Annotated in this window: 19 protein-coding genes and 1 tRNA gene; 7 read left to right on the plus strand and 13 right to left on the minus strand. The window is 71.6% G+C overall.

What is annotated here, in order from left to right; all coding sequences use genetic code 11:
• Positions 1 to 30 precede the first annotated feature (30 nt).
• Positions 31 to 549, plus strand: a complete 519-nt coding sequence (locus ACFYZZ_RS11390; protein WP_389173935.1) for a GNAT family N-acetyltransferase — start codon at positions 31 to 33, stop codon at positions 547 to 549.
• Here ACFYZZ_RS11390 and ACFYZZ_RS11395 read toward each other — a convergent pair.
• Entirely contained in the window at positions 542 to 2581 is a 2040-nt protein-coding gene (locus tag ACFYZZ_RS11395; RefSeq protein WP_389173938.1) for a DHA2 family efflux MFS transporter permease subunit, read from the minus strand. The genes ACFYZZ_RS11390 and ACFYZZ_RS11395 overlap by 8 nt on opposite strands.
• Positions 2582 to 2742: 161 nt before the next feature.
• Between ACFYZZ_RS11395 and ACFYZZ_RS11400 the strand changes: the two genes are divergently transcribed.
• Positions 2743 to 3720, plus strand: coding sequence for a peptidoglycan-binding protein (locus tag ACFYZZ_RS11400; protein ID WP_389173941.1), 978 nt, complete (start codon positions 2743 to 2745; stop codon positions 3718 to 3720).
• Positions 3721 to 3975: 255 nt separating this feature from the next.
• Here the strand turns inward: ACFYZZ_RS11400 and ACFYZZ_RS11405 are convergent, their stop codons facing one another.
• On the minus strand, positions 3976 to 4644 hold the full coding sequence (locus ACFYZZ_RS11405; RefSeq protein ID WP_389173944.1) for an HAD-IA family hydrolase: 669 nt from the start codon (positions 4642 to 4644) through the stop codon (positions 3976 to 3978).
• A 145-nt stretch (positions 4645 to 4789) separates the two neighbouring features.
• A complete protein-coding gene (locus ACFYZZ_RS11410; protein WP_389175716.1) occupies positions 4790 to 5371 on the minus strand; it encodes a TMEM165/GDT1 family protein in 582 nt (193 codons plus the stop codon).
• A 377-nt stretch (positions 5372 to 5748) separates the two neighbouring features.
• On the opposite strand from ACFYZZ_RS11410, the gene ACFYZZ_RS11415 reads away from it, so the two are divergent.
• Positions 5749 to 6393 (plus strand): HNH endonuclease family protein, encoded by a 645-nt coding sequence (locus tag ACFYZZ_RS11415; protein WP_389173947.1) that lies wholly within the window; start codon positions 5749 to 5751, stop codon positions 6391 to 6393.
• Positions 6394 to 6480: 87 nt separating this feature from the next.
• Here ACFYZZ_RS11415 and ACFYZZ_RS11420 read toward each other — a convergent pair whose 3' ends face one another.
• The 6 genes from ACFYZZ_RS11420 to ACFYZZ_RS11445 form a co-directional block, all read right to left on the minus strand.
• Positions 6481 to 7080 (minus strand): DedA family protein, encoded by a 600-nt coding sequence (locus tag ACFYZZ_RS11420; protein ID WP_389173950.1) that lies wholly within the window; start codon positions 7078 to 7080, stop codon positions 6481 to 6483.
• A gap of 137 nt (positions 7081 to 7217) precedes the next feature.
• Positions 7218 to 7673 (minus strand): DoxX family protein, encoded by a 456-nt coding sequence (locus ACFYZZ_RS11425; RefSeq protein WP_389173953.1) that lies wholly within the window; start codon positions 7671 to 7673, stop codon positions 7218 to 7220.
• 121 nt (positions 7674 to 7794) lie between these two features.
• Entirely contained in the window at positions 7795 to 9717 is a 1923-nt protein-coding gene (locus tag ACFYZZ_RS11430; protein WP_389173956.1) for an FAD/NAD(P)-binding protein, read from the minus strand.
• Between the two features lie 145 nt (positions 9718 to 9862).
• Positions 9863 to 10444: a GNAT family N-acetyltransferase gene (locus ACFYZZ_RS11435; RefSeq protein ID WP_389173959.1), complete on the minus strand. Its 582-nt coding sequence runs from the start codon at positions 10442 to 10444 to the stop codon at positions 9863 to 9865.
• A gap of 29 nt (positions 10445 to 10473) precedes the next feature.
• Complete coding sequence (locus ACFYZZ_RS11440; RefSeq protein ID WP_389173962.1) at positions 10474 to 11424, minus strand: MerR family transcriptional regulator; 951 nt, start codon at positions 11422 to 11424, stop codon at positions 10474 to 10476.
• A gap of 116 nt (positions 11425 to 11540) precedes the next feature.
• Entirely contained in the window at positions 11541 to 11774 is a 234-nt protein-coding gene (locus tag ACFYZZ_RS11445) for a DUF2277 domain-containing protein (protein ID WP_386572215.1), read from the minus strand.
• Positions 11775 to 11867: 93 nt separating this feature from the next.
• Between ACFYZZ_RS11445 and ACFYZZ_RS11450 the strand changes: the two genes are divergently transcribed.
• Together ACFYZZ_RS11450 and ACFYZZ_RS11455 are read left to right on the plus strand one after the other, a co-directional pair.
• The gene (locus ACFYZZ_RS11450; RefSeq protein ID WP_389173965.1) at positions 11868 to 12764 is read left to right on the plus strand and encodes a ketopantoate reductase family protein; all 897 of its coding nucleotides are present in this window, start codon (positions 11868 to 11870) and stop codon (positions 12762 to 12764) included.
• Positions 12765 to 12848: 84 nt separating this feature from the next.
• Positions 12849 to 13193 (plus strand): hypothetical protein, encoded by a 345-nt coding sequence (locus tag ACFYZZ_RS11455; protein ID WP_389173967.1) that lies wholly within the window; start codon positions 12849 to 12851, stop codon positions 13191 to 13193.
• 47 nt (positions 13194 to 13240) lie between these two features.
• On the opposite strand, the gene ACFYZZ_RS11460 is transcribed toward ACFYZZ_RS11455, so the two are convergent.
• Positions 13241 to 13315, minus strand: a tRNA-Val gene (locus ACFYZZ_RS11460).
• A gap of 183 nt (positions 13316 to 13498) precedes the next feature.
• On the opposite strand from ACFYZZ_RS11460, the gene ACFYZZ_RS11465 reads away from it, so the two are divergent.
• Both ACFYZZ_RS11465 and ACFYZZ_RS11470 read left to right on the plus strand, forming a co-directional pair.
• Positions 13499 to 14878, plus strand: coding sequence for a hypothetical protein (locus ACFYZZ_RS11465; protein WP_389173970.1), 1380 nt, complete (start codon positions 13499 to 13501; stop codon positions 14876 to 14878).
• Between the two features lie 81 nt (positions 14879 to 14959).
• A complete protein-coding gene (locus tag ACFYZZ_RS11470) occupies positions 14960 to 15499 on the plus strand; it encodes a DUF4383 domain-containing protein (protein WP_389173973.1) in 540 nt (179 codons plus the stop codon).
• Here the strand turns inward: ACFYZZ_RS11470 and ACFYZZ_RS11475 are convergent.
• From ACFYZZ_RS11475 to ACFYZZ_RS11485, 3 genes are all read right to left on the minus strand, one after another.
• Positions 15487 to 16614: an amidase domain-containing protein gene (locus tag ACFYZZ_RS11475; RefSeq protein ID WP_389173976.1), complete on the minus strand. Its 1128-nt coding sequence runs from the start codon at positions 16612 to 16614 to the stop codon at positions 15487 to 15489. The two genes, ACFYZZ_RS11470 and ACFYZZ_RS11475, sit on opposite strands and share 13 nt — an antisense overlap.
• 159 nt (positions 16615 to 16773) lie before the next feature.
• Positions 16774 to 18069 carry a hypothetical protein gene (locus ACFYZZ_RS11480; protein WP_389173979.1) on the minus strand — a complete coding sequence of 432 codons (1296 nt, stop codon included), beginning with the start codon at positions 18067 to 18069 and terminating at the stop codon, positions 16774 to 16776.
• A 53-nt stretch (positions 18070 to 18122) separates the two neighbouring features.
• Positions 18123 to 20261: a transglycosylase domain-containing protein gene (locus ACFYZZ_RS11485; RefSeq protein WP_389175718.1), complete on the minus strand. Its 2139-nt coding sequence runs from the start codon at positions 20259 to 20261 to the stop codon at positions 18123 to 18125.
• Positions 20262 to 20502: the final 241 nt, after the last annotated feature.

Here is a 20502-nt window from a genome sequence, read left to right on the forward strand (position 1 = left end):
CTTGCGGAGGGTCCGCGCCGGCGCCCGAGAATGGCCCGCATGACCTGGACGATCGCCCCGGAACCGTACGACTGCCCGGCCGCCGCCGCACTGTGGCGGGCGTACTACACGGAGGTCAGCGACCGCTGGTACCTCCTGCACGAGGGGCACCGCACCGAACCGGACGAGCTGGAGCGCGAGGTCGCGGCCCAGACGGGTGTCGAACTCGCGCCGCCCACCGGGCAGTTGCTGATCGCCCGGTACGACGGTGCACCGGCCGGCTCGGCGGGCGTACGGCTGCTCGACGCGGACACGGCCGAACTCACCCGGGTGTTCGTGTACGAGGCGATGCGCGGCCGGGGCGGGGCCGCGCTCCTGGTCGGCGCCGCCGAGGAGGCCGCCCGCGCGCTGGGTGCCCGGCAACTGATCCTCGACACCCGCAGCGACCTGGTGGAGGCCCGCGCCCTGTACGCCCGTCTCGGCTACACGGAGACCGGGCCCCACAACGACGACCAGTACGCCGAACACTGGTTCCGCAAGGACCTGTCGGCCCCCGAGACCGTCAACTGAGCCTGGTCGAAGCCCCGTCGCGGGGCCGCTCGCGCTCCGAGCCGCACAGTTCGCCGGTGAGTTCCTTCACCAGCTGGACCAGGTCGGTGGAGCGGCCCGGCTGCCACCAGTCGCCGAGCAGCTCGGCCAGGGACTCCTCGCGGGCCTTGGCGAGCCGTTCGGCGGCCTCACGGCCGGACTCGGTGAACGTCAGGTCCAGGCCTTGGCGGTCGACCAGGTGCCGCTCCTCCAGCTGGCGTTCGGCGGCGAGTACGGCCTGCATCGGCACGTCCGTGCGCTCGGCGAGCTGCCCCGGCTCCACCGAGCCGTACCTGCGGATGCGCAGCAGCATCCAGCTGGCGGCGGGCAGCAGGTCGTACCCGGCCCGCTCGGTGATCTTCCGGTAGATCTCGCGGCGTCCGTCGCGGGTGCCGAGCACGGACAGCGCGCGGCACACCTCGTCGTAGGAGGAGCGCTCGACCGGGTTGGGCGCGATGGTCTCGGAGACGTCCGGCGCGGTGACCGAGCCGCGCAGCCGGTCCTCCTTCAGGAACCACGCCAGCACGAAGCCGAGGAAGGCGACCGGGGCGGCGTACAGGAAGACGTCGGTGATGGAGGACGAGAAGGCGTCCAGGGCGGCCGGGCGCAGCGAGGCCGGCAGGGCGGCGATGCCGCGCGGGTCGGACTGGAGCGCGTCGGCCGAGACACCGGGCGGCAGACGCACGCCCCGGAAGGCGGCGGCGAGACTGTCGCCGAGACGGCTCGCGAAGACGGTGCCGAAGACGGCGACGCCGAAGGAGGCCCCGATGGAGCGGAAGAACGTGGCTCCGGAGGTGGCGACGCCCAGGTCCTCGTACGAGACCGCGTTCTGCACGATGAGGATGAGGACCTGCATGACCAGGCCGAGGCCCAGGCCGAACACGAAGAAGTAGACGCTCATCACGGCGGTCGAGCTGTGCGCGTCCAGCCGGTGCAGCAGGAGCAGGCCGATGGCGGTGACGGCGGTGCCCGTGACCGGGAAGACCTTCCAGCGGCCGGTGCGGCTCACGATCTGCCCGGAGGCGGTCGAGGACAGGAGCAGGCCGATCACCATCGGCAGCATGTGCACGCCGGACATGGTCGGCGAGATGCCGTGCACGACCTGGAGGAAGGTCGGCAGATAGGTCATCGCGCCGAACATGGCGAAGCCGACGATGAAGCTGATGACGGCGGCGAGGCTGAAGGTGCGGATGCGGAACAGCCCCAGCGGCAGGACCGGTTCGGCGGCCCGCCGCTCGACGGCGACGAACGCGATGGCGAGGACGACGCCCAGCACGGCGAGCCCGATGATCTGCGGGGAGCCCCACGCCCACGTCGTACCGCCGAGGGAGGCGACCAGCACCAGGCAGGTGGCGACCGCGGCGATCAGGAACGTGCCGAGGTAGTCGATGACGTGGTGCGCGGCCCGGCGCGGGATGCGCAGGGCGGTGGCGATCACGGCGAGGGCGACGACGCCGACGGGCAGGTTGACGTAGAACACCCAGCGCCAGCTCAGGTGCTCGGTGAACAGCCCGCCGAGCAGCGGCCCGAGCACACTGGTCGCACCGAACACGGCACCGAACAGCCCTTGGTATCGCCCGCGTTCACGCGGCGGCACGATGTCGCCCACGATCGCCATCGACAGCACCATCAGTCCGCCGCCGCCCAGCCCCTGCAGCGCCCGGAAGCCGATCAGCTGCGGCATGTTCTGCGCCATGCCGCACAACGCGGACCCGATGAGGAAGATCACTATCGCGGTCTGGAACAGCTTCTTGCGCCCGTACTGGTCACCGAGCTTGCCCCACAGCGGGGTGGCGGCGGTCGAGGCGAGCAGATAGGCGGTGACGACCCAGGACAGATGTTCCAGCCCGCCCAGGTCGCTGACGATGGTGGGCAGCGCGGTCGACACGATGGTCTGGTCGAGCGCGGCGAGCAGCAGTCCGAGCAGGAGGGCACCGATCGAGACGAGGACGTTGCCGGGGACCTGCTCGGCGGCCTTCATCTCCTTCGCCGTACCGTGCGTTTCCAGGGTCATGGAGACCTCCCGGGGCTCGGGGACTCCTACCATCCTCGGCGGTGTGGCCGTTTATGGCCTGTTGAGGTCCCTCTGTGGCCGGTTTGCCGCGTGTCCCGGTTCGGTGGATGTGGAGGAGGTCTGCATAAACTCGGGAGTTCCCGAGGGGAGGGGACTTACGCGTGACGGAACCGACGGGCCACACCTGCCCGGAATGCGGGGCGCCGAGGGGGGCGGACAACACCCCGTCCTGCGACTGCACCCAGCGGGCGTCGGACGCCCTGCGCGAGGCGCGTACGGCGCAGGCGGCAGCGGCGGAGGACTTCAACCCGCTGCGCATCCGCCCGTATGTCGAGGTCGCAGGCACGGACGCGGGGGCGGGCGCGGGCGCGGGTGCGGGTGCGGGTGCCTCCGACGAGGGTTCGGCGGCGCAGACGCGCCCGGTGCCGGTCGTCGAGGCCACTCTTCCGCTGCGTCCGATGCCCGGCGCGAGCACCGCCGACCTGAGCCTCTTCGAGCAGGAACCACCTGACGAGCCCGAGGCGAGCCCGGCGGACGACGCACCCCCGCGTCGTTCCCGCCGTACGGTTCTGCTGTCCGTCGCCGGTGCGGCGATCGCGGTCGTGGCGGCGGCCGGTATGGCGAGCGGGCTGTTCTCGTACCACCCGCCGGCCCGGGACCGGGCGGCTCAGGAGGTACGCCCGAGCGTCCCCGACACGACGACACCGGGCACCTCGTCGGCCCCCGCGGCGCCTGTCTCGCCCCGCCCTTCCTCACCACCCGCGTCCCCGTCGCTGGACCCGACCCCGACCCCGACGGCCACGTCCGCTTCTCCGACCCCGACGCCCACCCGCTCCCACAGCCCGTCCCCCTCCGCCTCCCCCACCCCCTCGGCGACGACCCTGGGCACCCCGAACGCGGCGCCCACCGGCTCCGCGCCGGTGCTGCAGCGTGGCGACAGGGGTCCGGAGGTCACGGAACTCCAGCTCCGCCTGCAGCAGTTGAACCTCTACGACGACGAGGTGAACGGCGCCTTCACCCGCCCCGTGGAGGACGCGGTACGCACATACCAGTGGGCCCGGGGTCTTACGGACGACCCGCTCGGCGTGTACGGGCCGGCCACCCGGGAGAGCCTGGAGTCGGAGACGACGAAGCCGTGACCCTCTGAGGCCGGTCCAACGGAGTCACCCCACCGTCCCAGGGGGCTCCGCCCCCTGGACCCCCGACCTATGCCCACCCACCACCCGACTCGGTGGGTCGAAAAGGGGGCCTCGGGTATCTCAGCCCGTCCGGCGTTTGAGGACGAGGCCGTTCAGGCCGATCGGGGGTTCAGGGGGCGGAGCCCCCTGGCCGGGTCGAAGGGGCGGAGCCCCTGGGGATGGGACGGGTAGGGGCGGCGGGGGCGGAGAACCCGCTTATCCCACGTGCAGACGGACGGAGCCGTCCCCCACGACCTCGACCCGCACCTGAGTGAGGTCCCGTACGACGGCATCGGGCCCGTGGGCGCCGGCCCGCGGCCCTACCCCCACGACCCGCATCCCAGCAGCGCGCCCCGCCGCGATACCGGCACCCGAGTCCTCGAAGACCACACACTCCCCGGGATCGATCCCCAGCTCGGCAGCCCCCTTCAGAAAGCCCTCGGGGTCGGGCTTGCTCGCGCCGACCGACTCGGCCGTGATGCGCACCTCGGGCAGCGCCAGCCCGGCGGCAGCCATGCGCGCGGTGGACAGGGCGACGTCGGCGGAGGTGACCAGCGCGTGCGGCACACCCCGCAGCGAGGCGAGGAACGCAGCCGCACCAGGAACCTCGACCACACCCTCCACGTCGGCGGTCTCCTCCGCGAGCATGCGGGCGTTGTCGGCGAGGTTCTGCTCGACCGGCCGCTCGGGCAGCAGCACCGCCATCGAGGCGTGGCCCTGCCTCCCGTGGACGACCTTCATGACCTCGTCGCCGTCCAGCCCGTGCCGCTCGGCCCAGCGCCGCCAGATGCGCTCGACCACGGCGTCCGAGTTGACGAGGGTGCCGTCCATGTCGAGCAGGAGGGCGCGGGCGGTGAGGACGGTGGTAGGGGCGGTGGCCGGCATCGGCAGCTCCAAGAAGGGAGAACGGGACAAGGCGGCCCCGCCCGCCGGTCAGGGAAAACGGGCGGGAGCCACTTTGTTCCTCCACGGTACAAAACATGCCCCGGGTCCGCCACCGCCTCCGGCGAGCGTTCACCGACCGTTCAGCTCAGGCCACCACGGCCTCGTACAGGCTCCACACACCGAGCCCCAGCATCAGCAGGGCCGCGATCTGCGTGATCAGCCGCAGCGGCACCCGCTTCATCAGGGCCTTTCCGCCGACGATGCCGAGCCCGGCCACGGCCCACAGGCCCAGGACCGCGCCGAGGCCGACGGAGACGGGGGCGTCGTAGCGGGCGGCGAGGTTGGCGGTCATGATCTGGGTGAGGTCACCGAACTCGGCGACGAGGATGAGCATGAAACCCGCGCCCGCGACCTTCCAGAAGGACTGGTCGGCCGGCTTGCGGATCTCCTCCTCGTCCTCGCCCTTCTTCATCAGCAGCGTCGCGGCGCCACCGAGGAAGAGGACACCGGTGATCGCGTGCACGATCTGCCGGGGCAGCAGGGTCAGCACGCTGCCGGCCGCGACGGCGAGCAGGACATGCAGCAGGAAGGCGGCGGCAACGCCCGCGAAGACGTACGAGGCGCGGTAGCGGGTGCCGAGGACGAGGCCGGCGAGCGCGGTCTTGTCCGGCAGTTCGGCAAGGAAGATGACGCCGAACACGAGCGCCGTCACGGTGATGCTGATCAACATTCCTCAATCGGTCGGGGGCTGCCCCGCCGAGAGTGCTGGACCTCACATGAGACACCTCGGCATGGCAGCACACTCGGCGCCCATGCCGTGGGGCACGGGCGTGCACTGCTTGCCGAAGGTCTCGCTGGGCGGTCCTGGAAGGACCCGCCTCCGGGCGCCGGCTCAGGCTGGCTGAGCAGTATGTCGACGGTCCGGCGAAGAGCTACTCCCCTTCTGCGCATCCCATAGTACGCGAGGCGAAAGTTCCGCCGTGGCGCTTGTCATGTCATGAACACGTCACTAGCTTCTTACCGAGCGCTCACCTTCCGGCAACACGGCACCGCGAGCATTCCCTCGCTCGCGCTCCAACACCCCCACCCCACCAGGGAGTTCGCATGCCGAAGTTCTACGCGCGTCGACGCCTGAGCATACTCTCCGTCCTTACCGGACTCATAGCTTCCGTCGCCCTGTTCAACTCTCCGAGCGCCTCCGCCGCCCTCCCCACACCGGTCAGCGGCGCCACCGCCCGCAGCTACCTCTCCCAGCTGACCGTGGCCACCGAGAACCGCACCGGCTACAGCCGCGACCTCTTCCCGCACTGGATCACCATCAGCGGCGCCTGCAACACCCGCGAGACCGTCCTCAAGCGGGACGGCTCGAACGTCGTCACCGACTCCTCCTGCGCGGCCACCAGCGGCAGCTGGTACTCCCCGTACGACGGCGCCACCTGGACCGCCGCCGCCGACCTGGACATCGACCACCTCGTCCCGCTCGCCGAGGCCTGGGACTCCGGCGCCAGCCGGTGGACGACCTCCCAGCGCCAGGCCTTCGCCAACGACCTGACCCGCCCGCAGCTCATCGCCGTCACCGACAACGTGAACCAGGCCAAGGGCGACCAGGACCCGGCCACCTGGATGCCGTCGCGCACGGCGTACCGGTGCACCTACGTCCGCGCCTGGGTGCAGGTGAAGTACTACTACGACCTCTCGGTCGACTCCGCGGAGAAGACCGCGCTGACGAACTACCTGGCGAGCTGCTGACCGCTGCCGCTCCCCCGCCCTCCTCCGCCCTCCTCGACCTCCGCCCGCGGGCGGGCCGTCGCGGAGGGCGGTCGGCTGTCCGGACGGCTACGCCGGCCGCCGCCGCATCAGGTAGCCGGCCGCGGCCCCGGCGCCGAACAGCGCCGCCACGGACACACCCGTGGCCAGCCAGGTGGCGCCGAGCCAGCGGGCGCCGTAGTAGCCGAGGGCGACGCTGTAGACGGCCCAGGACAGGCCCGCCAGGGCGGACCACGGGACGAAGTCGCGGGCGCGGCGATGGGCGGCGCCCGCGCAGAACGAGACGACCGAGCGGCCGGCGGGGGCGAAGCGGGCCAGGACGACCAGGGCGCCGCCACCGCGGGACAGGGCCTCGCCGAGACGTTCCTGCGCGGCGGTCAGGCGGCGGGACCGGGCGATCGTGCGGTCCAGGCGCTCACCGCCCCGCCAGGCCAGCCGGTAGGCCAGCAGGTCGCCGAGGACCGAGGCGGTCGCGGCGGAGAGGATCAGGGTGACGATGTCCGGCACGTCACCGGTCGCCGCGCCCGTACCCGCCGCCGCTGCCGTGGCCGCCGTGATGACGAGCACTCCGCTCGGCAGCACGGGCACGAAGACGTCGAGCAGTACCGACAGGGCCACCATGGCGTAGATCCATGGAACGGCGGCCAGTGACCCCACGCTCTCCCACACGACAACTCCCCCGTTGTTCCCCCATGACAGCCATACAGCGTACGCCGAGGGTGTGACAGGAGGTTCGTGGGGGGCACATGTGATCGACGCAGTGTGTTCACGCACGCACTCGCGCGCGTGAACACGCGCGACGGCGGTCAGGCCGCGATCGTGGCCCGCTCCGCGGCCGACTGCTGCGTCTCACCCGCGCGCCGGGCGAACAGCCGGTCCAGGCCGAAGGCGCCGGAGCCGGTGAAGACCAGCAGGAAGAAGGTCCAGCAGAACAGGACCGACAGCTCGCCGCCGTTCTGGATGGGCCACAGGGCGGCCTGCTGGTGGACGTCGAAGTACGCGTACGCCATCGAGCCGGAGGCGATCAGCGCGGCGCCGCGGGTGCCGAGGCCGAGCAGGACCAGGCCGCCGGCGACCAGCTGGATCACGGCCGCGTACCAGCCGGGCCAGGTGCCGGACGGGATCGTGCCGCCGTCTGTGCCGGCGGCGCCGCCGAGGACGCCGAAGAGCGAGGCGGCACCGTGCACGGCGAACAGCAGGCCGATGACGATGCGGAAGATGCCGATGACGTACGGCTGAGCGGAGTTGAGGCGTGCGGACATGGGGGGTGCTCCTCTTCGGTGTCGGTGTGGCCGGCCAGGCCGTCCGGAGTAGCCGGACAAAGCGGTGCCAGGCCGGTCGTGGGGGCGGCGGTACCGAACGAGGGACCCAGGTTAGGCGGACCTAATTCATGCTTGCAAGTTCAACATTTGGCCATGGTTCCGCATCCGCTTGCGGTTCCGCATCGGCCGCGGCCGCACGTAGGACGGCTCGCGCCACCGCGTCGGCATCCGAAAGCGTGACCGAATCCACCCCTGGGCGGGCGCCCGCGGCGGTCACCCAGTGCACGCCCTCTGTCGGCACACCGAACGCGAACCGCCTTGTGTGTACGCGACTTTGACGGTCGATCAGATGGCAGGGCCGCCGTGTCACGTCCAGTCCTCCGGTTTCGTACCCGTCCACGGTGTGCGGCCGGCAGTCGCCGCTCGCCAGCAGCCCCGCGAGCAGCTCGTCGGCGGTCCGTCGCAGATCGGGTTCCGGAAGACGCGCCTCTATGAGGGTCGTCACACGCACCGCCCGCCCCGGCACGTCCGGCGAGTGCGCCGTCCACGCCCCCTGCTCGGCCCGCACCTCCAGACGCGGCCCCAGCACCTCGACCACGTCCGCCTCGACCAGGGCCGCCAGTTCCTCGATCCGGCGCCGGGGCGGGCCGATGGACAGGAAGGCGTTGAGCGGGGTGTACCAGCGGTCCAGGTGCGCGCGCCGGGAGGCGCCGGTCAGGCCGCCGTGGTCCACCACCAGGCGTATCTCGTTGCGCAGGTCGCGCAGCACGTCCAGCGCCGCCTTCAGCGGTCCGCGTACGTTGCCCAGGGCGGCCTGTGCCGCGTCCTCGCGCAGATACGCCAGCAGCCACGCCCGCCACTGCCCGGCCTCGGTGAACTCCCGGTCCCCGTACGGCCGGGAGATCCGCTCCCAGCTCCAGCGGTCGCCGGCGCCGACCCCGAACTCCGCCAGCAGCGCCGCCTCCCGGGGATCGCCGTGCGGGACGGCGAGGAAGCGGTCGGCGAAGTCGGGCCGGCCGGTCAGGGCGCCGTAGTAGACCGTCTCCACCTCCTTCGCGACCAACGGCCATATCTCCGCCAGGAAGTCGGGCGCCTCACCCGAGTCGGCGCGCTTGCGGAAGGCCGCTATCACCTCGGGGGTGAGCACCTGCGGGAGATGACGGCCGTACGGGCCCTTCGCGTTGTCGCCGCGCGCCTGGTACGGCACCCCGCGCCGTGAGCCCGCGTACAGGCGCGGCTCGCGTCCGGAGGGCCGGTAGCGCAGGACGCCGTCGGCAGCGCGGACGAAGCGGCCGCCCCTGCCGGTGGTCAACAGGGCCATGTGGTCGAAGAAGTTGAGGCCCAGGCCGCGCAGCAGCACCGGTTCGCCGGGCGCGAGCGGGGAGAGGTCGACGTCGGCCGGATTGGCGGGGGGTATGTGGCGCAGGCCGTGCCGTTCGGCGTGTCCGGCCGCCCGCTCCTGCTCCGCGTCCGCCGCCGTCGGCAGGTGTCCCTGGGCGAGGACGACCGCGGTCAGCCCGGACAGCACCCGGCCGTCGTCGAGGGTGAGCGTCTGGCCGCCGCCGGGTCCGTCGTCCAGCCGTACGGCACGGGCCCGGTGGGTCTCGACGCGCACCGCACGCGGGGCGGACCGGACGGTCCGCGCGAACACCCACTCCAGATAGCGGCCGTAGTGGGCGCGGGTGGGGTAGTCGTCCGGGCCCAGCTCGCCGTCCGCCCACTCGTGCAGGCTGGGGCCCGGGCGGATCGGGCCCGAGCAGTCCACGCTGGCGTCGGTGAACAGCGTCACCTGGCTCGCCACGGTGTTCATCAGCAGCTCGGCCGACTGCGCGGTCCGCCAGACCCGGCCCGGGCCGGGCGGCGCCGGGTCGATCACGTGGACCGTCAGCCGGACGCCCGGCGGAACGAGTTCCGGTGCGGAGGCGCAGAGGCGCTCCAGGACGCTGGTTCCGCGGGGTCCGGCCCCGACCAGGGCGACGGAGACCGTGGGGGATTCCTGGATCGGTGCAGACAACGGCGTGACTCCCGGGCGTGTGGGGCGCATGGCAGCAGACCGCCCACAGGAAGCGGACGGTCCGCCTCATCATGCCGGTCCGCGGCTCGCCGGGCGGTCGGACCCCTGGGCCCGCCCGCCCCGATACGCCTTTCACCGCCCCGAGTTGTCCGTCATTCCGGTCATGGACGCACACTCAGCGCGCGACGGCTGCGCGCTGCTGGCCGTACTCCCGCACATGCACGTGCCCGTCGAGCGGGAACGCGGGCGGCGCCGCCGGAAGCAGCCGGGCCAACGCGTACCCGCACTTCTGCGCGACCCGGCACGAGGCCGCGTTGTCCGCCTGGTGGAGCAGTTCGAGGCGGGTCAGCCCGTCACCGCCGAAGGCCGCGAAGGCCCACTCGGTCAGCGCGTGCAGGGCGCGCGGCGCCACTCCCCGGCCGCGCGCGGGGGCCGCCGTCCAGTAGCCGACCTCGGCGGCGGAGGCGCCCGGGGCCTCGGTGAACTTCAGGACCGCGTGCCCCAGCACCCGCTCCGGTCCGGGCCCGGACTCCACGACGGCGAAGGCGAACCGGCGCCGCTCCTCCCACCCGCGCGCCTGCTCCCCGATCCACCGGGCCGCGCCCGCCTCGTCCTCCACCACCCCGCTGGTCCAGCGGCGCAGGGCGGCGTCGCGGTACGCCTCGACCAGCGCGGCCGCGTCTTGCGGGCACCACGGCCTCAGCAGGAGAGCGGGGTTTGAGGGGGTGGCGGCCACTTCCACCCGTGCCGTGGACATGCGGTCCTCCCGATCGCTCGACGGCACTGTCACCGGGCCGTTCCCGTGCTCAGCGCCTCAACTGCCCATTCGATCACGGGAGTCAGCGGATCCGGGGCGGGCCAGCCGTTGATCAGGGCGAGGAGGCGGCCGTACCGGTCCCAGCGGGGATCGTTCACCGTGGCCAGGTGACGCACCAGCCAGGCACGCAGCTCGGCGTCGTCGGGCCGGCCGACGACGCCCGCGCAGGCCGCGGTGAGGCGTGCGACGACGGGCTCGGCCTGCTCGGACCGCGGACCGACTCCCGAGGACACGGCCGCCGCCACGACATCACGGGTGACGGCGACGACGTCCGGCCGCGGCGGCACGGCGGCGCCGTCGAACCGTTCGCCCGTGTGCTCCTCGACCAGCCCCCGCATCCGGGCCCGGAAGTCCGGGTCCAGGGACAGCTCCGCCAACTCCACCCACGCCGTGACCTGCTCCTCCGTGGGCCGGTCGGGCAGCTCGGGGGTCAACGACCGCAGGGCGGCCCCGGCAGGGCCCGTACGATCCGCCGCGCCGCCGAAGACGGCGCCGAGGAAGTCGTCGATCAGGCGCCGGCGTTCGGCCTCGGACAGGGTGGCGAGCTGGTGCATGCGTTCCATCTCCTCGAAGGTGGCCTCGCGCCCGGCCGCCGCGACCAGCACCGCCCGCCGCAGCCGCAGGATGCCGATCTGCACGTCCAGGGCAGCGGCATGCTCCGCGGCGACCCGGCCGAGCGGGAGGTCCCGGTCCAGGACACGGCGGATCGTGTCGAGGCCGAGCCCCAGCTCGCGCAGGGTCCGTACGAGGGCGAGACGTGCGACGGCGTCCGGGCCGTAGCGGCGGTAACCGGCGGGCGTGCGGTCGGCCGGCGGCACCAGGCCGCGATCGGAGTAGAGCCGGATCGTCTTGACCGTCAGCCCGGTACGCCGGGCCAGCTCACCGATCGAGTACATCGAGTACAGGGTGCCGCCGTCCATGACCCCACCTTCGGGTCTCCCCCTGCGGGAGACTCAAGCGCCCGGCGACGGCACGGGCAGCGCGACCGGCTCGAGCGGCGACCGGCCGCCGCTCCGGCCACCTCGGCACGCAGGTCCTACCCCGCCGCGCCGCGCACGGACTGCCCGCGCACCTCCAGCCCGCCCAGCAGCTGCGCCGTGGCCTCCGCCACGGCCTGCACGGCCTGTTCGAACACCTCGCGGTTGTGGGCGGCGGGCGCCCGGAACCCCGAGACCTTGCGCACGTACTGCAGCGCGGCGGCGTGGATGTCGTCCTCGGTGGCCTCACCGGGCAGTACGGGCGGACGCAGCGTCTTGATACTCCGGCACATGCCCCCAGTCTCACGCACGGCGCGCGCCCCTGCGAAGATCCCACCGAAGGCGGCCACCGATTCCCGGGGCCGACCGACGAGAGGAACATCCTCATGACGAAGCACACCGTGGCGATCCTCGGCCCCGGCGGCACCGGCGGCCTCCTCGCCGCCCTCCTGTCCCGCGCCGGCAACCGCGTCATCTGTCTGGCCCGGCAGGCCACCGCCGACACGCTGCGCGGCACCGGAATCCAGGTCCGCAGCCGCCAGTTCGGCGACTTCACCGCACCCGTGGAGACGGACACCGAGCTGCGCGAGCCGGTGGACGCCTGCGTGATCGCCGTCAAGCACACCACCCTGGACGCGGCCCTCACCCGCGTCCCGTCCGCCGTCCTCGGCGACGCCCTCGTCGTACCGCTCCTGAACGGCGTCGAACACCCCGCTGCCCTGCGCACCCGCTACCGGCCCGACCGCGTGGCCCCCGCGGTGATCCGAGTGGAGTCGACCCGCCTGTCCCCCGGCCTGATCGAGCACGGCAGCGACTTCGTGGACATGGACCTGACGGGCGACGCCGTCCCCCGCCCCCGCCTCGAAGCCCTGGCCGGCGCCCTCTCCGGCGCGGGCGTGACCACCCGCGTACTCGGGGACGAGACGACGGCCCTCTGGTCGAAGATGTCCTTCCTGGCGCCCTTCGCCCTGCTCACCACCCGCTACGGCCTCCCCCTCGGCGAGATCCGCACCCGCCACCGCGAGGAGCTGGAGGCCCTGGTCGCCGAGACCACCGCGGTCAGCCGGGCCTGCGGCGCGCCCACGGACCCGGCCCAGGCCCTGGCCCGGTACGACGCCTTCCCGCCGGCCGCCAAGTCCTCCATGCAGCGCGACGCCGAGGCGGGCCGCCCGCTCGAACTCGACGCCATCGGCGGGGCGTTGCTGCGCGCGGCGGACCGGCACGGCGTACCGGTGCCGGTGGCGGCCCGTCTGGTGCAGGAACTGCGCGCCGCCGGCCACTGAGCCGGGGGGAGCGGGCGCTACTCGTTCGCGTGAACCTCACAAGCGAACTCGCCACCCAAAATCGAACAGGCGTAGCATTGCCGCGTGGCTAAGACCTATGAATTCCCCAGTGACCTCCTCGCCGGTCAGGAGGAGCTGCATCAGGTCCGGGCCGAGCTGTCGGCCCTGCTCAAGCGGCTGCCCTGGTCGGTCGAGCCGAGGGACGGCTTCAGCGACGACAACGGCTGGCGGAAGGTGGAGCGGCCCGCCTCCCCCGGCTGGACGGCGGACGAGCAGGCCGAGGTGGAGAAGCTGCGGCGGCGCGAGCACGAACTGGCGGTGTTCGTCAGCGGCCACCGCTTCTGGTCCGAGGTCACGGCGGCGGAGCGGGTCGAGGCCCGCACGAAGCTGAAGCACGCCCACGAAGACACGGCCGAGGACAAGGAGTGACGCGAGAAGCCCCCGACCGGGACCGGTCGGGGGCTTCTCGCTTCTCCTGGTGGGCGCGGACGGTTTCGAACCGCCGACATCCTGCTTGTAAGGCAGGCGCTCTACCCCTGAGCTACGCACCCGGGACAGGTCGACAGCCTACATGGCCAGGGGGGCGGTGCCGCAAACCCCGTCCGGGGCGCGGGCAGCTCCCGGCCGGACGGAAAAGTGACGGTGCACACGGCGAACTGACCGGCCCGTGTGTTCGTCCTGAACGGGTGGGAGAATGACACCACCCAGGGCGAACAACAGCACGGGAGAGGGATGTGACGGCGACACCGGGCACGCCGGCGACGAGGTCGTACCCTCCTTCGGGCGCCCTCTCGGCTCTGCGCGACACCCTCACCCTGATGAGCCTGCCGGTGCTCGCCGCGCTCGCGCTGCCCGCCGCGTTCGCCGGCGGCGGTACCCGGCGCTGGTTCGGCGGTCGCGCGGAGAGCCAGCGGGCCGAGGCGCAGGCCGCGAAGGATGCCGCCGCGGCCGCGTTCTACGAGCTGGACACGGCACAGCGGGACCTGCGGATCTCCATCGAGACCATCTCGGCCGTCGACGACTCCCCCGCCGCCCGGCGCGCGGTGGCCGACTTCGCGGCGCTGGGCAACCGGATCGACGAGGTCAGCCAGCGCTACATCCAGGCCGTGGACGCCCATGACCTGGACCGGGACGACCTGGAGGCCGCGACGGCCGCCCGGGCGCGCGGCGAGCTGACCGCGGCCAGGGACGAACTGGTCCGGGTCAAGCAGGAGCTGGACCGCTTCGGCAGCTCGCTCGGGCCGCTGCTCGGCAAGGCCGAGACCCAGCTGGCGCGGCTCGCCCCGGCGGTGGAGCGGGCCCGGCAGGCGCTGCTGGGCGCGAGCAACGCGCTGGACGCCGTACGGGAGAAGGGCCTGAGGGCCGACGACCTCGCCGCGCGGCTCGCCGTGCTCTCGCCCGAGCTGACCAAGCTGAACCAGGGAGCCGGCCGGCACGGGGTGGCGCCGACGCTGGAGCGGGCCGAGCGGATCCAGCGGGAGGCCGCGGCGATCCGGGCCGAGGCGGAGCGGCTGCCGGAGAAGGCGGCCGAGATCGACCACCGGCTGGTGAGCCTGCGCACCCGGGCCCAGGCGCTGACCACCCGGGCGGGCCAGGTGGACCCGGTGCTGAGCGAGCTGCGGCGGCGGTTCGCTGCCGCGTGCTGGCAGGACCTGCAGCAGGTGCCCACGCAGGCCGTGGAGAACGTGCACCAGGCCGAGCTGAAGCTGCGCGAGGCCCAGGCCGCCCGGGACGCCCAGCGCTGGCCGGACGCCACCTCGCTGCTGTCGACGGTTCGGGCGCTGCTGAACACCACGGACGAGGCCGTGTCGGCCGCCGGTGACCGGCTGACCCGGCTGAACGCCGTGCAGAAGGACCCGGAGCAGGAGATCCAGCGGACCCGGTTCGCGATCCGGGACGCCCAGCGGCTGGCCATGACCGGCCGTACGACCCCGGATCCGCGGCACGCGCGTCCGCTGGACGACGCGGTGGCGCGGCTGGAACGGGCGATCGGCACACTGGAGGGCCGGCACCCCGACTACTGGCACTTCCTGACCGAGACGGACGCCGTGCGGCAGAGCACGGCCCGCGTGGTGGCGCAGATCCGGGAGGAGCGCGGGGGCCCCGGGCACTGAGCCGTTGCCGCCGGGCCGCACCGGGCGGATATTGGGGGGAAGGTACGTAGGGCCGCCGCCAGCACGCACAGGGAGGCGAAGATGGCCTCACACACCACGCACAGGGCAGAGCGTCACCGGATGCGGTTGGACGACCATCTCCCCGTCGATCACCGCCTGAACACGGTCTACCGGATCGGCGCGGGCCTGATGGGCCTGTTCCTGCTCGCCTTCGGGATTCTCGGCCTCACCGACAACATCGGCTTCTTCGACACCGGCGGGAACACCGCCATGGGCCTGAACACCAACGGCGCGTTGAGCGTCCTGTCCGTCTGCGTCGGGCTGCTGCTGTTCGTCGGGATGGTGATCGGCGGGAACTTCGCGTCGACGCTGAACATGACGCTGGGCATCCTGTTCATCCTGAGCGGCTTCCTGAACCTGTCCCTGCTCGACGGCGACTACAACTTCCTGGCCTTCAAGATCCAGAACGTGCTGTTCAGCTTCGTGGTCGGCGTGCTGCTCATGGTGTTCGGGATGTACGGCAGAGTCGGCTCGGCCCTGCCGCACGACAACCCGTACTGGCGAGCCCGCCACCCCGACGCGGAGCAGCGGGCCGATGCAGCAGGGGATCAGGTGCGGTAGGCGTAGAAAGCCGCGCTGGGGTATGACGCGACGAGGCTCGCCACCGACCGGTTGTAGGTGTTGTTGGAGTGGTACGTCACGTACGGCACGCCGTACGGGCTGCGGTACGTGACGATCATGGAGTGGTCCTTGGACCCGTCCCGGTTGAAGTCCATCTGCAGCACGTCACCGATGTCCAGCTGGTACACGTTGGCCAGGCTGGTGACGCGCTTGGAGGACAGGGCGAACCAGGAGAACTCGTTGACGCCGACGAACGAGTCCGACTGGATGTCGGCGTTGCCGAACCACTTGTGGAAGTCGGACGTGTAGCCGGGCACGTGCTTCCAGCCGCCCGCCTTCAGGGACTGGCTGACGAAGTTGGTGCAGTCGCCGCCCGCGCCCTGCCCGTTGTAGTCCGGGTAGTCCGGGTTGTAGTTGTTCCAGTACTTGGTCGCGTACGCCACCATCGCCTTGTAGTCGTAGGCGCCGGTGGTGACGTTCTTCCGGTTGGCCGGCGCGGGCCACGAGGTGGCCGCGCGGGGCGCCTCGGGCGGGCCGTCGTCGGCCGGGCTGGCCTTCACGGAGGACGGCCTCGCGACCTGGTTCACGGCGAGGTAGCCGCCGTCCGTGTCACGGACACCGGTCAGCTGCCAGTTGCCCTGCCGGTCGGCCTTGAAGGTCAGTTCGTGGTGGGCCTGGAAGCCGGTGGTCTTCGGCTCGGTGCCCTTGACCTTCGCGTAGGTCAGCGACGTGGTCTCGGTGACGTCGGCCTTGGCCGTACGACCGGTCACGCGCGTCGCGTCCAGCGTGACGCGGGTGCTGGCCTTGCTGTACTTCTCGCCCAGCTTCGCGAGGCGGGACTGGCGGCCGCGCAGTTCACTCAGCGCGGAGTTCTCCTGGCGCGACTGCCCGGAGGACAGCTTGACGTCTCCGGAGAAGGTGGAGGCCAGCGGCTTGGACCCGTGCTGGTCACTCCGGTCCACCAGGGCGTCCGTGCGGTCCGTGAAGACCGCGTCGGCCAGCTTCTGGAAGGTCGCCTTGGTCGCGGCGTCCACCGTCGGGTCGTCCACGACCGCCGCACCCGCGCTCCAGTTGGGCACCAGGGCCACACCGGCGACGACCGAGGCGGCCGCCACCGAGACTATGCCGGCGCGACGCCCCTTACGGCTCAGTTTTCTTGATTTCAATGATGTTCCCCTCTACACCGGCACACCGACCGGGCGAGGGCATCTTCGCATGACATGTGCGCCAGTTGTGAAGGGGGTTGCACAAGTGGAACTTGCGGCGCACGAACGTTACTTGACCACCGTGGACCAGTCACGGGGCGACTGCGCAGGGTCAAGGGCGCGCAGCTGCTGCAGGGTCGCCGGCTTCTGCACGTCGAGCCAGTCGGACAGTTCCTTGAAGGACACGCACTTGACGCCCTTCTTCGTGCACACGTTCTTGACGACCTGGTCGATGGCCTTCATGTAGATGCCGCCGTTCCAGTTCTCGAAGTGGTTGCCGATGAACAGCGGTGCCCGGCTGCCGTAGTACACGCGGTTGAAGCCCGCCATGTAGGTGTCGACGGTCTCCTTCTCCCACTGCGGGTAGTCGGCCGGGTTGCCGTCGGTCTGGCCGTCGGACTGGTTGGCGAGGAAGTTGAAGTCCATCGACAGGCCCTGGTAGTCGCCGCCCTCGTAGGGGAGCAGCTGGAGCGGGAAGTTCCAGACGCCGTTCTTCTTGGCGGGCCATATCTGGAAGTCGCCGGTGGAACTGGCGTCGTAACGCCAGCCGTAGCCGTAGGCCTTGATGGCCTTCAGCAGGTTCTTCTGGCCCTCCAGGCAGGGCGCGCGGCCGCCGGCGACCTCCTTCTTGAAGTCGAAGGGCAGCGCGGCGATGTCCTTGAAGCCGGTGTTGGTCTTCCAGTGCTCGACGATGTCGTAGAACTGGTCGATCTCGCTCTTCCACTCCTCGACGCTCCAGTCGCCGCCGCCCTTCTTCTCGCAGAAGTGGCCGTTGAAGTGGGTGCCGATCTCGTTGCCCTGGTCGTAGGCCGCGCGGAGCTGCTCCAGGGTGGTGCGTATGTGGTCGTCGGTCGCGTAGTCGATGGCGGCGTCGCCCGGGTCGTGCTGCGGGCCGTGGTAAAGGGTCTTCTTGTCCTTGGGCAGCAGGTAGATGCCCGTGAGGAAGAAGGTCATGTGGGCGTCGTACTCCTTGGCCAGCTCCCGGTAGTGCGAGAAGAGGTGGTCGCTGCCCTCCAGAGCGCCGTCCCAGGAGAAGACGACGAACTGGGGCGGCTTCTCACCGGGCTTGAGCGGCTTGGGTACCAACTGCCCTTTCTGCGGGCCGGTGTAGGAGGTGGAGCCGTCGCCGAGGATCTTCGTCCTGCCGTCCCACGCGGCCGTCTTGCCGGGCTTCGGCGCGGCGGCTTTGGAGGAGTCCTTGCTGGAGGCGGCGGGCGCGGTGTCGTCCCGGTGGCTGAGCACCAGGTAGCCCGCGGTCGCCGACGCGACGGCGAGGAGGGCGGCCAGGGTCCGCATCCCGACGCCCGTGGGACGGGGGCGGGCTTTGGCCCGGCGGCGACGACCGGTCTGCGGCTTCTTGTTCATGCGGCGGCTCATTCTGGTGCGAGGGGAGGGAGGTCGGCGCGGAGCCCCGGGGGTCAGCCGAGGCCCGTGGCGTGCGCCCAGATGCCGTACGGGACGTCGACGTCGTCGGCGGTGGTTCCGGCGAGCCCGTCGAGCGACAGGGGTTCCAGGGACTTGGTCAGGTCGATGCGGTAGACGACGACGGAGGTGGACACGGACGCGGAGGTGCCGACGTACCAGGCGGCGCTGTCGTCGTCGGTGGTGCCGGCCTTGCCCGACACCTGGGCCGTGCTGGTCGGGTGGGCGCGGCGGTAGGACTCCGTCAGCGCGCGCTCGACCTTCTCGGCGACGTCCGCGCCCATCGCCCGTTGCGGGCGTGGGGTGGCCAGGGGCACCTGGGTGCCGTTGCGGGTGATGCGGCGCACCGAGTACGGCTCGGTGTGCGTGCCGGAGGCGGCGAAGGTGGCGTATCCGCTCGCCATCCGGATCGCGCTGGGTGTGGAGTTGCCCATCGACAGGGCGGGCACCTGCGGGCCCATGCTGGAGGAGAGCAGGCCCGCCGCCACGGCGGTCTCGCTCACCTTGTCCAGGCCCGTGTCCATGCCGAGCTGCATGAAGGGCGTGTTCACCGACTGGGCGAGGGCCTTGTCCAGGGTGATCTGCCCGTAGGACGTCTCACCGTCGTTGTGGGCGGCGACCTTCTTGCCGCTGCGGTCCCAGTAGGGGCCCTCGGGCGTGGTGACGGGGACGCCGTCGTCGCCGTCGTAGACGGTCTCGGGTGTGACGGGCGTCGCGGGTCCGCCGCGGCTCTTGTGGACCCCGTGCTCCAGACCGGCGGCGTAGACGAAGGGCAGGAACGCCGAGCCGGCCTTGACGGTGGTCGCGTTGGACTCGTTGTAGCCCTGCTTACGGTGGTCGGGACCGCCGTAGACGGCGAGGATCCGGCCGTCGGCGGCGACCGAGGCGGCGCCGTAGTGGGCGGCCTTCGCCTGCAGGGGGTGGTCCTTCTTCCCCTGCTCGCGGGCCTTGGCGACGGCGTCGGTCAGCGCGTTCTCCCGCTTGCGGTCGAAGGTCGTGTAGATCTGGTAGCCGCCGAGGTCGAAGTCCCGGTCGGAGATGTGGGCGGCCTTCTTGGCGTACTGCTGGGCCAGCTCCACCAGGTAGTCGCTCTGCTTGCCGGTGTCGAAGACCGCGCCCGACTTGAGCGGCTCGGGGAACGTCCGGTACGTGGCCCGCTGGGCCGGCGACAGCTTGCCGATGTCGACCATCCGGTCCAGGATCCAGGACCAGCGCTCCACGGCCCGCTTGTGGTTGGCCTCGCTGAGCGTGGGGTCGTAGAGGGCGGCGCCCTTCAGCATGGAGGCGAGCACTGCCGCCTCGCTGGCGTTGAGCTTGCTGACGTCCTTGCCGTAGTAGGCCTGGGAAGCGCGCTGGATGCCATAGGTGCCGCGGCCGAACCAGCTGGTATTGAGGTAGCCCTCCAGGATCTGGTCCTTGCTCATCTTGTTGTCGAGCTTGAGGGAGATCATCGCCTCGGTGAACTTGCGGCTGAAGGTCTGGTTCTGATTCAGGTAGACGTTCTTGACGTACTGCTGGGTGATGGTGGAACCACCCTCGGTGTCCCCCTGTCCGACGGTGCGCCACACGGCGCGGGTGATGCCTTTGACGGAAATACCGGGATCCGAGTAGAAACTCGCGTTCTCCGCGGCGAGCACCGCCCAGCGGACCTGCTCGGGTATGTCCTTGAGGGGCATGTCCTGGCGCCGCACCCAGCCGGTGCGGGTCATCGGCGTCCCGTCGGACCAGAAGTAGACGTTGTCCTGCTGGGTGGCGAAGGTATTGAGGTTCTTCGGTATGTCCGTCATCTCGTAGGCGATGAACAGGAACAGGCTGAGCACGGTGAAGCCGGACAGCGCGGCGCCGAGCCACTGGCGCCAGGAGGGTATCCAGCGGCGCCAGCCTATTCGGCCGGGGCGCGGGTACAGCGGTCTGAGGCGGCGGGCGTACGGGGCGAGCGGCGCGAGCCGGGGGCCCGCGACGGCACGCAGCCGGGCGAGGACGGACGTGGCGGCGACGGTGAGGCGGGCGCGCGCCGGGAGGCGGGAGCTGCGCCGGCGCTGTGCGCGGCCGCCGGAGGCGGCAGGCTCTGGCGGCGGGGGCACCCGCAACTGCATGGTGACGTCCGCACGGAGGGCGTCGACCTTCAGATGCAGAGTGGCGTCCGTCTCCTGCGGCTGCCGCTCCTCGGGCCGGGCACTCTCGTCGTCCCCGTCGCCCTCTGGCCGCTGCCATGACTTGGCCAAGGCTGCGTCTCCCCTCGCACTGGTCCTTGCGCGCGCGGTTCAGACTCAGCAAGGTGGACACCGCCGCGATGGTCGTTCATCGCGGCGCGGTGAACCCCCCTTTTCCCCCGGTCTTACGGCTCCTCGCGGCTAAGCTAAGTTATCAGCGATC

This window comes from Streptomyces sp. NPDC001816 (assembly GCF_042892235.1).
Classification (GTDB): domain Bacteria; phylum Actinomycetota; class Actinomycetes; order Streptomycetales; family Streptomycetaceae; genus Streptomyces.

What these genes read in the sequence shown, in the direction of transcription:
- ACFYZZ_RS11415 (WP_389173947.1), top strand. Translation starts at nt 5,749, where the DNA reads ATGCCGAAGTTCTACGCGCGTCGACGCCTGAGCATACTCTCCGTCCTT.
- ACFYZZ_RS11440 (WP_389173962.1), bottom strand. Translation starts at nt 11,424, where the DNA reads ATGGACGGCGGCACCCTGTACTCGATGTACTCGATCGGTGAGCTGGCC.
- ACFYZZ_RS11430 (WP_389173956.1), bottom strand. Translation starts at nt 9,717, where the DNA reads ATGCGCCCCACACGCCCGGGAGTCACGCCGTTGTCTGCACCGATCCAG.
- ACFYZZ_RS11390 (WP_389173935.1), top strand. Translation starts at nt 31, where the DNA reads ATGGCCCGCATGACCTGGACGATCGCCCCGGAACCGTACGACTGCCCG.
- ACFYZZ_RS11470 (WP_389173973.1), top strand. Translation starts at nt 14,960, where the DNA reads ATGGCCTCACACACCACGCACAGGGCAGAGCGTCACCGGATGCGGTTG.
- ACFYZZ_RS11450 (WP_389173965.1), top strand. Translation starts at nt 11,868, where the DNA reads ATGACGAAGCACACCGTGGCGATCCTCGGCCCCGGCGGCACCGGCGGC.
- ACFYZZ_RS11405 (WP_389173944.1), bottom strand. Translation starts at nt 4,644, where the DNA reads ATGCCGGCCACCGCCCCTACCACCGTCCTCACCGCCCGCGCCCTCCTG.
- ACFYZZ_RS11445 (WP_386572215.1), bottom strand. Translation starts at nt 11,774, where the DNA reads ATGTGCCGGAGTATCAAGACGCTGCGTCCGCCCGTACTGCCCGGTGAG.
- ACFYZZ_RS11425 (WP_389173953.1), bottom strand. Translation starts at nt 7,673, where the DNA reads ATGTCCGCACGCCTCAACTCCGCTCAGCCGTACGTCATCGGCATCTTC.
- ACFYZZ_RS11435 (WP_389173959.1), bottom strand. Translation starts at nt 10,444, where the DNA reads ATGTCCACGGCACGGGTGGAAGTGGCCGCCACCCCCTCAAACCCCGCT.
- ACFYZZ_RS11395 (WP_389173938.1), bottom strand. Translation starts at nt 2,581, where the DNA reads ATGACCCTGGAAACGCACGGTACGGCGAAGGAGATGAAGGCCGCCGAG.
- ACFYZZ_RS11480 (WP_389173979.1), bottom strand. Translation starts at nt 18,069, where the DNA reads ATGAACAAGAAGCCGCAGACCGGTCGTCGCCGCCGGGCCAAAGCCCGC.